This is a genomic window from Streptococcus oralis (genome assembly GCF_003942875.1).
GTDB lineage: Bacteria > Bacillota > Bacilli > Lactobacillales > Streptococcaceae > Streptococcus > Streptococcus oralis_BX.
Window position 1 is genome coordinate 1 of the sequence record NZ_RMVK01000006.1, and the last position, 14,397, is coordinate 14,397.

General features: G+C 43.4%; 10 protein-coding genes and 1 pseudogene. 10 read left to right on the forward strand and 1 reads right to left on the reverse strand.

All coding sequences use genetic code 11. The features are described 5' to 3' along the window. Nucleotides 1–103: pseudogene (locus D8844_RS07230) on the forward strand (IS200/IS605 family transposase); the annotation flags it as partial. A 142-nt stretch (nt 104–245) separates the two neighbouring features. On the opposite strand, the gene D8844_RS07235 reads toward D8844_RS07230, so the two are convergent. After that, nucleotides 246–2,333 (reverse strand): GH92 family glycosyl hydrolase, encoded by a 2,088-nt coding sequence (locus tag D8844_RS07235; RefSeq protein ID WP_084943189.1) that lies wholly within the window; start codon nt 2,331–2,333, stop codon nt 246–248. 170 nt (nt 2,334–2,503) lie between these two features. On the opposite strand from D8844_RS07235, the gene D8844_RS07240 reads away from it, so the two are divergent. The 9 genes from D8844_RS07240 (at nt 2,504) to D8844_RS07280 (ending at nt 14,388) form a co-directional block, all read left to right on the forward strand. Further along, nucleotides 2,504–3,784 carry a glycoside hydrolase family 125 protein gene (locus tag D8844_RS07240; RefSeq protein WP_125413856.1) on the forward strand — a complete coding sequence of 427 codons (1,281 nt, stop codon included), beginning with the start codon at nt 2,504–2,506 and terminating at the stop codon, nt 3,782–3,784. Nucleotides 3,785–3,871: 87 nt separating this feature from the next. Then, nucleotides 3,872–6,517: an alpha-mannosidase gene (locus D8844_RS07245; protein ID WP_125423032.1), complete on the forward strand. Its 2,646-nt coding sequence runs from the start codon at nt 3,872–3,874 to the stop codon at nt 6,515–6,517. A gap of 96 nt (nt 6,518–6,613) precedes the next feature. Further along, nucleotides 6,614–7,483 carry an ROK family protein gene (locus D8844_RS07250; RefSeq protein WP_125423035.1) on the forward strand — a complete coding sequence of 290 codons (870 nt, stop codon included), beginning with the start codon at nt 6,614–6,616 and terminating at the stop codon, nt 7,481–7,483. Then, nucleotides 7,477–9,357, forward strand: coding sequence for a beta-N-acetylhexosaminidase (locus D8844_RS07255; protein WP_125423038.1), 1,881 nt, complete (start codon nt 7,477–7,479; stop codon nt 9,355–9,357). The genes D8844_RS07250 and D8844_RS07255 overlap by 7 nt, the downstream gene beginning before the upstream one ends. 357 nt (nt 9,358–9,714) lie before the next feature. After that, on the forward strand, nt 9,715–10,644 hold the full coding sequence (locus D8844_RS07260) for an ABC transporter permease (RefSeq protein ID WP_000714584.1): 930 nt from the start codon (nt 9,715–9,717) through the stop codon (nt 10,642–10,644). Nucleotides 10,645–10,657: 13 nt separating this feature from the next. After that, nucleotides 10,658–11,581 carry a carbohydrate ABC transporter permease gene (locus D8844_RS07265; protein WP_125423041.1) on the forward strand — a complete coding sequence of 308 codons (924 nt, stop codon included), beginning with the start codon at nt 10,658–10,660 and terminating at the stop codon, nt 11,579–11,581. Between the two features lie 107 nt (nt 11,582–11,688). Continuing rightward, complete coding sequence (locus D8844_RS07270) at nt 11,689–13,173, forward strand: ABC transporter substrate-binding protein (RefSeq protein WP_125423043.1); 1,485 nt, start codon at nt 11,689–11,691, stop codon at nt 13,171–13,173. A 160-nt stretch (nt 13,174–13,333) separates the two neighbouring features. After that, nucleotides 13,334–14,023 (forward strand): CPBP family intramembrane glutamic endopeptidase, encoded by a 690-nt coding sequence (locus D8844_RS07275; RefSeq protein WP_125423046.1) that lies wholly within the window; start codon nt 13,334–13,336, stop codon nt 14,021–14,023. Between the two features lie 68 nt (nt 14,024–14,091). Next, the gene (locus D8844_RS07280) at nt 14,092–14,388 is read left to right on the forward strand and encodes a bacteriocin immunity protein (RefSeq protein ID WP_185757677.1); all 297 of its coding nucleotides are present in this window, start codon (nt 14,092–14,094) and stop codon (nt 14,386–14,388) included. Nucleotides 14,389–14,397: the final 9 nt, after the last annotated feature.

Consider the following 14,397-nt stretch of genomic DNA (forward strand, 5'->3'; position numbering starts at 1 on the left):
CACAATTAAGAAATATATTCAAGAACAGGAAAAGCATGATATAGCACTAGATAAATTAAGTGTAAAAGAATATGAGGATCCCTTTAGGGATAGTGGTAAGTAATACTAAAGCCTCTTTAAGAGGCAAGTGACGAGTCAAGAGCAATGAGGCTTGAACAACGTGAAAGCCAGCGCCTTTAGGCGCTGGCTGGTGATTTGGGCTTATAGCCCTGGTGCAAACCACCCGTTAGACGGGTGGTTATGATTTAGGAGTGATTTGGTAGCCAGCTGAGGGTGAAGGTCAGTTGCTCAGCTTTCAAGAGGTCTTGGTGTTGAAGGCTAGATACTATGGTCTTGTCCAGTCGGCATTCTTTGACAAAGTTGAAATGGCTGTGGTTTTGCTCGGCATGGATATCCAGCCATTTATTTTCCTTAGCTAGGTGGATACGGAGGTGGTCAAAGAGAGGAATTCCGAGATCGTAACTTGGTTTGCCTGGACAGGTCGGGTAGAATCCAAGAGCTGACCAGATGTACCAAGCAGAGAGACTGCCATTGTCCTCATCGCCAGGATAGGCTTCCCAGCTGGGGTGAAAGGCTTTCTGACGCAAGGTTTTGATGAGTAGAGCAGTGTAGTCAGTGTAGTCGCTGTAGCGAAAGAGATAAGGTATGTGGAAGCTAGGCTGGTTGGAGATGGCGAGTTGTCCAAAGGGAGCTGTTGCCATCTCGCTCATTTCATGAATCTCGTAACCATAGCCGGTGGTTTCAAAGAGAGGAGCGTCCTGACAGGCTTTCAAAAGATAATTGCTGAAGGCTTCTTTTCCACCTATAAGCTGGATTAAGCCTGGGATGTCATGGAGTACGCCTAAAGTCGCTTGAATGGCAGAGCATTCGGCGTAGTCGCGTCCCCAACTATAGGGAGAGAAGTCAGGGCGGAAGTTTCCTTGGCTGTCTCGGGCTCGCATGTAACCTGTCTCAGCGTCAAATAGATGGCGGTAATTTTGTGACGAAGTTCTATAAGTTTCCGCGATGTCATTCTGACCAAGCTTTTCGGCACAGTTGGCGATACAAAAATCGCTATAGGCGTAGTCAAGGGTGTGACTGACACTTTCGTTGTGGTCGGTAGAAAGATAACCTAATTCTTGGTATTGGGCTAGTCCGTGACGACCATTGATGCCGAGAGGGTCGGACTTGGTGGCTGTCTGCAGCATGGCTTGGAGGAGTTCTTCTTCCAAATTGGGAGCCATGTCCTTGCAGGCGCTATCTGCGATAATGCCATCTAAAAGGGTACCGGGCATCATGCCACGTTCATCTGGGGCCAGCCATTTTGGAAGGAATCCAGTATCGCGGTAGCTATTGAGAAAGCCTTCTAAAAAGAGACGATAGTGTTCCGGTATGATAAGGGCAAAGAGGGGAAATGTAGTCCGGAAGGTATCCCAGAAACCATTGTTGCTAAAGAGGATGCCGGGCTTGACAGTACCAGTAGCTAGATCCATGTGGATGGCTTGCCCTGACTCGTTCACTTCATAAAATGTCTGTGGGAAGAGGAAGAGTCTGTAGAGGCAGTGGTCAAAGAAGGTTCGGTCAGCCTTTCCTGTTTCCAGCACATCAAAACGATGTAGGAGATTTTCCCAGTCTGCTTGGGCATTTGCTTTACAGCTATCAAAGTCCGTTTGAGGTAGATTAAATAGCGCTTGAGAAGGAGAAATAAAGGAAGTCGCTAGTTGAATCTCGGCTTGACTGCTTGCTAAGTCAATTCGCCAGTCTCCCTCTTCTTGTGTGATAGCAAGAATATCCGTATTCATTTGCAGGACTGTGAACAGTATCAGCGGATTTTTGTTGGTCTCTGTTTTTCCCTCTTGACGCAGGGCAAGAGTCCGCTTATCTATTTGTTCTACTGTCAGTTCATCTGCTGCGTGAAGATAGAGGGATAGGGCTTTGCCTTGCTTTTGCTCCAAACGAATAGAAGCGCCATAGCAAGTCGGTGTGAGCTGGGTTCCAATCTGATAGCGCAGGGAGAAAATCTTCAGATAATGAGGCTGGAAAGAGGCCTTATCTAGGTCAAAGGAAGACTGACGATGGAAGAGGCTGTCTCCACCTAGCTGGCCTGTAACAGGTGTCAGAAGGAGCCAAGAGTAGTCCCCAATCCAAGGACTGGGTTGGTGGGTTAATCGAATCCCCTGAAAAATGGGCAGATGCGGATCGAAGAACCAAGCTCCCTCCTGGTCACTGGTCTGGGGCACAAAATAATTCATCCCAAAAGGCACGCCTGTGTATGGTAGGGTATTTCCCCGAGAGAAGGCATGCTTGCTAGCAGTCCCAAAGCGGGTATCGATGGTTTCAAGTATTGGTTTCATAGTCTTTCCTTTAGCTGTTTTTCTACATTATATCAGAAAAATGAGGCCTTTAGATATGGGGTTCGAAAGTAAGCAATTTTGTAGAAAAATGACTATCATTTGTGTATGTATTTTCTGTCTCAAAAACTATATACTGAACATGAAACTTGTTTGAAAGAGGAAACTGCACGATGATTTATTCGAAAGAAATTGTTAGAAAATGGTTAGACGAAGTAGCAGAGCGGGCTAAGGACCATCCGGAGTGGGTGGATGTCTTTGAGCGTTGCTACACCGACACCTTGGACAATACGGTCGAGATTCTAGAAGATGGCTCAACTTTTGTCTTGACAGGGGATATTCCTGCTATGTGGCTTCGGGATTCGACGGCCCAACTCAGACCCTACCTTCATGTGGCTAAAAAAGATCCTCTCTTGCGTCAGACCATTGCAGGTCTGGTCAAGCGTCAGATGACCTTGGTACTCAAGGATCCTTATGCCAATTCCTTCAATATTGAGGAAAACTGGAAGGGGCACCATGAGACTGACCATACCGACCTTAATGGCTGGATTTGGGAACGCAAGTATGAGGTGGACTCACTTTGCTATCCTTTGCAGTTGGCTTATCTCCTTTGGAAAGAGACTGGAGAGACTAGTCAGTTTGATGAGACTTTTGTCGCAGCGACCAAGGAAATTCTTCATCTGTGGACGGTGGAACAAGACCACAACAATTCTCCTTATCGTTTCGTTCGGGATACAGACCGCAAGGAAGATACTCTGGTAAATGATGGCTTTGGACCTGACTTTGCAGTGACAGGTATGACCTGGTCAGCTTTTCGTCCGAGTGATGACTGCTGCCAGTATAGCTACTTGATTCCGTCCAATATGTTTGCTGTAGTAGTCTTGGGGTACGTGCAAGAAATCTTTGCAGAACTGGATCTAGCTGATAGCGAGGGTATTATTGCTGACGCTAAGCGTCTCCAAGAAGAGATCCAAGAAGGCATCGAAAATTATGCCTACACCACCAACAGCAAGGGCGAAAAGATTTACGCCTTTGAAGTGGATGGTTTAGGGAATGCTAGCATCATGGATGATCCAAATGTACCTAGTCTGCTGGCGGCGCCTTATCTGGGCTATTGCGACATTGAAGACGAAGTGTATCAAGCCACACGCCGTACCATTCTGAGCCCTGAAAATCCATACTTCTACCAAGGAGAATACGCTAGCGGTCTCGGAAGTTCTCATACCTTCTATCGCTATATCTGGCCAATCGCCCTTTCTACCCAAGGCTTGACAACAAGTGATAAGGCAGAGAAGAAATTCTTGCTGGATCAGCTGGTTGCTTGCGATGGGGGCACAGGTGTCATGCATGAGAGCTTCCACGTGGACGACCCAACGCTTTACTCTCGTGAATGGTTCTCTTGGGCCAACATGATGTTCTGCGAGTTGGTCTTGGATTACTTGGATATTCGATAATGAGTTTTAGCTCGATAGATTCTTGTAAAGAATCACAAATTCACATTTAAAACGTTAAAATTTAAATTTAGAATGAGGTTTTACTTCATGGAAAATGTTGTTGTACATATTATCTCACATAGTCACTGGGATCGTGAGTGGTACTTGCCTTTTGAAAGCCACCGGATGCAGTTGGTGGAATTGTTTGACAATCTTTTTGATCTCTTTGAAAATGACCCTGAGTTCAAGAGTTTCCACTTGGATGGACAAACCATTGTCCTTGATGACTATTTGGAAATTCGCCCTGAAAATCGCGATAAGGTCCAAGGTTACATCGACCAAGGCAAACTTAAAATTGGTCCCTTTTACATCTTGCAGGATGACTACTTGATTTCAAGTGAAGCCAACGTCCGCAATACCTTGATTGGTCAAGCTGAATGTGCAAAATGGGGCAAATCAACCCAGATTGGTTACTTCCCAGATACCTTTGGAAATATGGGACAAGCTCCCCAAATCCTTCAAAAATCAGGCATTCACGTGGCAGCCTTTGGGCGTGGTGTGAAGCCGATAGGATTTGACAACCAAGTTCTCGAAGATGAGCAGTTTACTTCCCAGTTTTCAGAAATGTACTGGCAGGGTGCAGACGGAAGTCGTGTCCTCGGTATTCTCTTTGCCAACTGGTACAGTAATGGAAATGAAATTCCAGTGGATAAAGACGAGGCCTTGACCTTCTGGAAACAAAAATTGGCAGACGTGCGTGACTACGCTTCGACCAACCAATGGTTGATGATGAACGGCTGTGACCACCAGCCTGTACAGCGAAATCTGAGTGAGGCCATTCGTGTGGCAAATGAACTTTTCCCAGATGTGACCTTTGTGCATAGTTCATTTGATGACTATGTGCAAGCAGTGGAAAGTGCACTTCCTGAACACCTATCAACGGTCACAGGTGAGTTAACCAGCCAGGAAACTGATGGTTGGTACACACTTGCTAATACATCATCTTCTCGTATCTACCTTAAACAAGCCTTCCAAGAAAACAGTAACTTGCTGGAACAAGTAGTGGAACCATTGACTGTTATCACTGGCGGACATAACCACAAGAATCAGCTGACCTATGCTTGGAAAGTCCTTCTACAAAATGCGCCCCATGATAGTATCTGTGGCTGTAGTATTGACGAAGTTCACCGCGAGATGGAGACACGTTTTGCTAAGGTTAACCAAGTCGGAAATTTTGTTAAGAGCAACCTTCTCAACGAGTGGAAGGGTAAAATTGCAACTCAGGAAGCTCAAAGCGACCATCTCTTTACGGTCATCAACACAGGCTTGCATGACAAGGTTGACACTGTCAGCACAGTGATTGATGTGGCGGTTTGTGATTTCAAGGAATTACACCCAACAGAAGGTTATAAGAAAATGGCAGCCTTGACCTTGCCAAGCTACCGTGTCGAAGACTTGGAAGGCCATGCTGTAGAAGCGAAAATCGAAGATCTGGGAGCTAACTTTGAGTACGATTTACCAAAAGACAAGTTCCGTCAAGCTCGTATTGCTCGTCAAGTGCGCGTGACAGTTCCTGTTCATCTAGCACCACTTTCTTGGACAACCTTCCAATTGCTCGAAGGAGAACAAGAACACCGTGACGGTATTTACCAAAATGGAGTGATTGATACGCCATTTGTAACGGTAAGTGTGGATGAAAACATCACAGTCTACGACAAGACAACTCATGAAGCTTATGAAGATGTTCTTCGTTTTGAAGACCGTGGTGACATTGGAAATGAGTACATCTATTTCCAACCAAAAGGAACAGAGCCTATCTACGCAGAACTCAAAGGCTGTGAAGTCTTGGAAAATACAGCTCGTTTTGCCAAGATTTTGCTCAAGCATGAATTGACAATTCCAGTAAGTGCAGACGAAAAACTGGATGCGGAACAAAGAGGAATCATCGAGTTTATGACGCGTGAAGCTGGGCGCTCAGAAGAATTGACAACCCTTCCTATGGAAACAGAGATGACCGTCTTTGTTGACAATCCACAAATTCGTTTCAAGACTCGCTTTACTAACACAGCCAAGGACCACCGTATCCGTCTCTTGGTTAAGACTCATAATACGCGTCCAAGCAATGATTCGGAAAGCATTTATGAGGTGGTGACACGACCAAACAAACCAGCTGCTTCTTGGGAAAATCCTGAAAATCCTCAACACCAACAAGCCTTCGTCAGTCTGTATGATGATGAAAAAGGGGTGACAGTGGCTAATAAAGGATTGCACGAGTATGAAATCCTTGGAGACGATACCATTGCCGTGACCATTCTTCGTGCCTCAGGTGAGTTAGGTGACTGGGGTTACTTCCCAACACCAGAGGCTCAGTGCTTGCGTGAGTTTGAAGTCGAGTTTGCACTTGAGTGCCACCAAGCAGGGGAACGCTTCTCAGCCTTCCGTCGTGCCAAAGCCTTCCAAACACCATTTACTAGTCTTCAGCTTACTAAACAAGAAGGAAGTGTTGCTACGACTGGTAGCCTCTTGAGTCATGCGGCACTTAGCTTACCACAAGTTTGCCCAACAGCCTTTAAAGTGGCGGAAAATGAAGAAGGATATGTACTCCGTTACTACAATATGAGTCAAGAAAATGTGCGTATATCAGAACACCAACAAACCATTCTTGACTTACTTGAGCGACCATATCCAGTTCATTCAGGACTATTGGCTCCACAAGAAATTCGCACAGAATTGATTAAAAAAGAAGACATTTAACAGTTTTAAAGTGTTTGATAACTAATACTATGAGATAGAAAGGAAGGGCGAAAGAGTAAGGATTAACTACTGATTCGCCCCTTTTTTGGTGAAAATATGATGATTGCAACCATTGATATTGGAGGAACTGGGATTAAGTTTGCCAGTCTGACTCCTGATGGAAAAATACTAGATAAGACAAGTACGCCGACGCCAGAAAACTTGGAGAATTTACTGACTTGGCTAGACAAATGCTTGGCAGAGAAAGATTATAAGGGCATTGCCATGAGCGTTCCAGGCGCGGTCAATCAAGAAACAGGTGTGATTGAGGGGATCAGTGCTGTGCCTTACATCCATGGCTTTTCTTGGTATGAAGCTCTTGCCCATCACAAGCTACCCGTCCATCTAGAAAATGATGCCAACTGTGTTGGACTTAGTGAACTGCTGGCTCACCCAGAGATTGAAAATGCAGCCTGTGTCGTGATTGGGACAGGAATCGGCGGTGCCATGATTATCAATGGCAAGCTTCACCGAGGTCGCCACGGCTTGGGAGGAGAGTTTGGCTACATGACAACCATTACACCAGCAGAAAAGCTCAATAACTGGTCGCAACTAGCATCTACAGGGAACATGGTTCGATACGTAATTGAAAAATCTGGTCAGACTGACTGGGATGGTCGCAAGATTTACCAAGAGGCTGCAGCTGGCAATGCTCTTTGCCAAGAAGCTATTTTGCGTATGAACCGTAATCTGGCTCAAGGCTTGCTCAATATCCAGTATCTGATCGATCCAGATGTCATTAGTCTGGGAGGATCTATCAGTCAAAATCCAGACTTTATCCAAGGTGTCAAAAAAGCTGTCGATGAATTTGTCGAAACCTACGAAGAATACACGGTCGCACCTGTTATCCAAGCTTGCACCTATCATGCAGATGCCAATCTCTATGGTGCCCTTGTCAACTGGCTGCAGGAGGAAAATCAATGGTAATTTTTACAGGACTTAGTCCCAAACAAACTCAGGCAATCGACTTGCTGACAAAGCATATCTCTTTACCAGATGTGGAAATTGCAGTCGCTCAGTCTGACCAAGCCTCTATCTCTATCAAGGGTGAGGGAGGCCACTATCAACTGACTTATCGCAAACCTCACCAACTTTACCGCGCCTTGTCTTTATTAGCAACAGCTCTAGTAGAAGGTGATAAGGTAGAGATTGAAGAACAGGCTGCTTACGAAGAGCTGGCCTACATGGCAGACTGTTCGCGAAATGCAGTGCTAAATGTCGCTTCTGCCAAACAGATGATTGAGGTCTTGGCTCTCATGGGCTACTCAACCTTTGAGCTTTACATGGAAGATACTTATCAGATTGAGGGGCAACCTTACTTTGGTTATTTCCGTGGTGCCTACTCGGCTGAGGAGTTGCAGGAAATAGAAGCCTACGCCCAGCAGTTTGACATGACCTTTGTGCCTTGCATCCAGACCTTGGCTCATTTGTCGGCCTTCGTTAAATGGGGTGTCAAAGAAGTGCAAGAACTCCGTGATGTAGAGGACATTCTCCTTATCGGTGAAGAAAAAGTTTATGATTTGATTGACGGGATGTTTGCCACTCTGTCTAAACTGCAGACACGCAAGGTCAATATTGGGATGGACGAAGCTCACTTGGTTGGTTTGGGGCGCTACCTCATTTTGAACGGTGTTGTGGACCGTAGTCTCCTCATGTGCCAACACTTGGAGCGTGTGTTGGATATTGCAGACAAGTATGGTTTCCACTGCCAAATGTGGAGTGACATGTTCTTCAAACTCATGTCAGCAGATGGCCAGTACGACCGCGATGTGGAAATTCCTGAGGAAACTCGTGTCTACCTAGACCGTCTCAAAGATCGTGTAACCTTGGTTTATTGGGATTATTACCAAGATAGCGAAGAAAAGTACAATCGTAATTTCTGCAATCACCACAAGATTAGCCAAGATATCGCCTTTGCAGGTGGTGCTTGGAAGTGGATTGGTTTTACCCCACACAACCATTTCAGCCGTCTAGTGGCTATCGAGGCCAATAAAGCCTGTCGTGCTAATCAGATCAAAGAAGTCATCGTAACTGGTTGGGGGGACAATGGTGGCGAGACAGCCCAGTTTTCTATCCTACCCAGCTTGCAAATCTGGGCAGAACTCTGCTACCGCAATGACCTAGACCGTTTGTCTGCACACTTCAAGACCAATACGGGTCTATCAGTTGAGGACTTTATGCAGATTGACCTTGCCAATCTCTTGCCAGACCTACCAGGCAATCTCAGCGGGATCAATCCCAACCGCTATGTCTTTTATCAGGATGTTCTTTGTCCGATTCTTGACAGGCACGTGACACCTGAACAGGACAAACCGCACTTCGCTCAAGCAGCTGAGACGCTTGCTGAAATCAAAGAAAAAGCAGGAAATTATGCTTATCTCTTTGAAACTCAGGCCCAGTTGAACCAGATTTTAAGCAGTAAAGTGGATGTGGGACGACGCATCCGTCAGGCCTACCAAACAAACGATAAAGAAAGTCTGCAAGAAATCGCCAGACAAGAATTACCAAAACTCAGAAGCGAGATTGAAAACTTCCATGCTCTCTTTAGCCACCAATGGCTGAAAGAAAACAAGGTCTTTGGTTTAGATACGGTCGATATCCGTATGGGCGGACTCTTGCAACGTATCAAACGAGCAGAAAGCCGTATAGAGGCTTATCTGGCAGGTCAGATTGACCGCATCGACGAGCTAGAAGTTGAAATCCTACCATTTACTGACTTCTACGCAGACAAGGATTTCGCAGCAACTACAGCCAACCAGTGGCACACTATTGCGACCGCATCGACGATTTATACGACTTAATACTCTTCGAAAATCTCTTCAAACCACGTCAGCTTCGCCTTGCCGTATAGATGTTACTGACTTCGTCAGTTTTATCTGCAACCTCAAAGCAGTGCTTTGAGCAGCTTGCGGCTAGCTTCCTAGTTTGCTCTTTGATTTTCATTGAGTATAAAAACAAGAACAGTGTCCCTTGTTCAGAGTGTTTCTCGTGAAACCTATTTCTTATAAAAAACTTCTCCACAAAAAATAATTTGTGGAGTTTTTTCTATAATTAGTAGTTTAACCTAGCCTTCAAATAGGAGTATACTAATAATGTAATCGTTATCAAACCTAAAAATTCGATGAAATCAGTTTTTAGGAATAAAAAGGGAGGAAATTATGAAAAAGTTTTCAAAGACCTTAAGAGATAACTGGATCTTTCTCTTGATGGTTTTACCAGGGGCACTCTGGTTGATTCTATTCTTTTACATTCCAGTATTTGGGAATGTGGTCGCCTTTAAAGACTACCATATGACCAGTAATGGTTTCATAGATAGTATTGTGAATAGTAAATGGGTCGGGTTAGATAATTTCAGATTCTTGTTTAGTTCAAAAGATGCCTTTATCATCACTCGTAATACCGTTCTTTACAATCTCGGCTTTATCTTTATCGGTTTGATTGTATCAGTAGGGATTGCCATCATCCTCAGCGAGCTTCGCTCTAAGAGAATGGTTAAGATTTTCCAAACGTCTATGTTGTTCCCTTACTTCTTGTCATGGGTTATCATCAGTTTCTTTACAGATGCCTTCCTAAACATTGACAAAGGGGTCTTCAACCATTTCCTAACATCCATTGGCATGAAGGAAGTCAACTTCTATGCTGACTTAGGCATTTGGCCATATCTTCTCCTTTTCCTAGGTATTTGGAAAGGCTTTGGATATAGCAGTGTCATGTACTATGCGACGATCATGGGAATTGACCCAACCTACTACGAAGCAGCAACAGTGGACGGGGCTAGCAAGTGGCAACGTATTCGTAACGTAACCATTCCTCAGTTGACTCCACTTGTGACAGTTTTGACTATCCTTGCAGTCGGAAATATCTTCCGTGCAGACTTTGGTCTCTTCTATCAAATCCCACACAATGCTGGTCAGCTTTACAATGTAACCAACGTTTTGGACGTATATGTCTTTAATGGTTTGACTCAGACAGCAGATATCGGTATGGCTTCAGCAGCCGGTCTTTACCAATCAGTAGTCGGTTTGATTCTGGTTATCCTATCAAACTTGCTTGCAAGACGAGTCGATCCAAACTCAGCTTTGTTCTAGAAAGGAGGAGAATATGGCAGAAAAGAAAATTAAAAAAGAAAAAATCGATAATGTCGGCATTCACTCCTTCAGTAAGAAAGCAGATATCTTCTTTAGTATCATCTCTGGTTTGATCGCTCTTTCTTGTATCTTGCCCTTTATCTTCGTTATCATCATTTCGGTGACAGATGAAAAGAGCATCCTCCAGTATGGATATAGCTTTTTCCCTTCGAAGTTCGGTATAGATGGATTCCAGTTCCTAGCTCAGTTTAAAGATAAGATCCTCCAAGCGCTCTTTATCTCAGTTTTTGTAACTGTAGTCGGAACAGTGACCAACGTCTTCATTACAACCACTTATGCCTACGCCATCTCACGGACAACCTTTAAGTACCGCAGATTCTTTACGATCTTCGCTCTTCTTAGTATGTTGTTCAATGCTGGTTTGGTACCAGGCTATATCGTGGTCACTCGACTGCTTCAACTGGGTGATACCGTTTGGGCCTTGATTGTTCCAATGCTCCTCTCACCATTCAACATCATCTTGATGCGTTCCTTCTTCAAGAAGACCATTCCAGAAGCCATTCTAGAATCTGCTCGTATCGATGGTGCCAGTGAAGCCCGGATCTTCTTCCAAATCTGTTTGCCATTGTCACTACCAGGTATCGCAACCATTACGCTTTTGACAGCTCTTGGTTTCTGGAACGACTGGTTCAACGCCCTTCTTTATATCAAGAGTGACAACTTGTATCCATTGCAATATTTGCTCATGCAAATCCAACAAAATATGGACTACATTGCAAAAGCAGTCGGCCTATCTGGCCAACTGGGAGTTGCTCTACCAAAAGAAACAGGTCGTATGGCCATGGTTGTTGTTGCAACCCTTCCAATCGCGATTCTGTATCCATTCTTCCAACGCTACTTTGTTAAAGGGTTGACGATCGGTGGTGTCAAAGAATAGCACTTGCTGAGAAACACCGTTTCTCCCTTCCTAACTTCATCATAGTGACTGAAGTTAAAATCATTAAATCGTTTATAAGTTTAAAAATAAAAAAAGGAGTTTTTATCATGAAAAACTGGAAAAAATATGCTTTTGCATCTGCTAGCGTAGTCGCTTTGGCTGCTGGTCTTGCTGCTTGTGGAAACCTTACAGGTAACAACAAAAAAGCTGCAGATACTACTTCAGGTGAAAAACCTGTAATCAAAATGTACCAAATCGGTGACAAACCAGACAACTTGGATGAATTGCTAGAAAATGCAAACAAAATCATCGAAGAAAAAGTCGGTGCTAAATTGGATATCCAATACCTTGGATGGGGTGACTATGATAAGAAAATGTCTGTTATCACATCATCTGGTGAAAACTATGATATCGCATTTGCATCTAACTATGTCGTAAATGCTCAAAAAGGTGCTTATGCTGACTTGACAGAATTGTATAAAAAAGAAGGAGCAGAGCTTTACAAAGCACTTGACCCAGCTTACATCAAAGGGAACACTGTAAACGGTAAGATCTATGCAGTACCAGTTGCAGCTAACGTTGCATCATCTCAAAACTTTGCCTTCAACGGAACTCTTCTTGCTAAATACGGTATCGATATTTCAGGTGTCACTTCATACGAAACACTTGAACCAGTCTTGAAACAAATTAAAGAAAAAGCTCCAGACGTAGTACCATTTGCGGTTACGAAGAACTTTATCCCATCTGATAACTTTGACTACCCAGTACCAAACGGACTTCCATTTGTTATCGACCTTGAAGGAGACACTACTAAGATTGTAAACCGTTACGAAGTGCCTCGTTTCAAAGAACACTTGAAGACTCTTCACAAATTCTATGAAGCTGGATACATTCCAAAAGACGTAGCAACAAGCGACACTTCATTTGACCTTCAACAAGATACTTGGTTCGTTCGTGAAGAAACAGTAGGACCAGCTGACTATGGTAACAGCTTGCTCTCACGTGTTGCGAACAAAGACATTCAAATCAAACCAATCACTAACTTTATCAAGAAAAACCAAACAACACAAGTTGCTAACTTTGTCATTTCAAACAACTCTAAGAACAAAGGAAAATCAATGGAAGTGTTGAACCTCTTGAACACGAACCCAGAACTCTTGAACGGTCTTGTTTACGGTCCAGAAGGCAAGAACTGGGAAAAAATTGAAGGTAAAGAAAACCGTGTACGCGTCCTTGATGGCTACAAAGGAAATACTCACATGGGTGGATGGAACACTGGTAACAACTGGATCCTTTACATCAACGAAAACGTTACAGACCAACAAATTGCAGATTCTAAGAAACAATTGGCAGAAGCTAAAGAATCTCCAGCACTTGGATTCATCTTTAACACTGACAATGTGAAATCTGAAATCTCAGCAATTTCTAACACAATGCAACAATTCGATACAGCTATCAACACTGGTACTGTAGACCCAGATAAAGCTATTCCAGAATTGATGGAAAAATTGAAATCTGAAGGTGCCTATGAAAAAGTGTTGAACGAAATGCAAAAACAATACGACGAATTCTTGAAAAACAAAAAATCATAAGAACGATTGATTTCGTGTATTCATTCCTAATTCCTAAAAATGTGATCACTGCCTTCCTTAGTTCTCTAAGGGAGGTAGTGATTTTTAGGATGTAAACATGAAAAGAGTGGTTCTGAGGGTTTATGCGATGTGATACACATACATCTATAGGGGATTTATTATGAAAAAATATCGTCTTCTTTTCAAAATGAGTGCTGTCTTCTCTTACCTATTTTTCGTATTTGGCCTTTCTCAGCTGACGCTTATTGTCCAAAACTATTGGCAATTTTCTTCCCAGATTGGCAATTTCTTCTGGATTCAAAATATCTTGAGTTTGCTATTTATCGGAGTCATGATTTGGATTCTGGTTAAGACAGGGCACGGTTATCTCTTTCGCATTCCAAGAGAAAAATGGCTTTGGTATTCGATTTTGACAGTATTAGTGGTAGTGCTCCAGATCTTTTTTAACGTTCAGACAGCTAAACATGTTCAGTCAACTGCGGAAGGTTGGGCTGTATTGATTGGTTTTAGTGGGACTAACTTTGCAGAGCTAAGTATCTATATAGCCCTGTTCTTTCTGGTTCCACTGATGGAAGAGTTAATCTATAGAGGATTACTGCAACACGCCTTTTTTAAAGATTCGCGATTTGGTCTTGATTTGCTTCTTCCTTCTATTTTATTTGCTCTCCCTCATTTTTCAAGCCTGCCTAGTCTGTTAGATATCTTCGTCTTTGCAACACTTGGAATCATCTTTGCTGGTTTGACCCGTTATACCAAGAGCATTTATCCATCCTATGCGGTGCATGTGATCAATAATATTGTAGCGACCTTGCCATTTTTGCTGACTTTTTTACATAGGGTCTTTGGGTAAAATGTTAGCATGAGAGTTAGGAATTATAGTGTTTCAATTTATAAGCGAATTTTAGGAGAAAAATGAGAATGACACCATTAAAATGGTTCGCTGGAGGTAGAGAAAGGCGTTGTGAAGCGATGACCATCATTGATCATCTATTGGAAGATATAAAGGCTGCGCCTCAACTTACTCCCTTGAAAAATCAGTTAGTGATTTATAAAAAACGATTAAAGGACGATGGGACTTCTACTCCGTTTATATTGAATCAAATGAATGTTGATGTCTCACGTGTGTTGATTGATAACAAGCTAAGTTTGTCAGAAAGTCAAGCTAAGCAAATCAAAAAATTGAGAGAATTATCTGCGATTCGCTATGGTTACTGATGAAGTGCA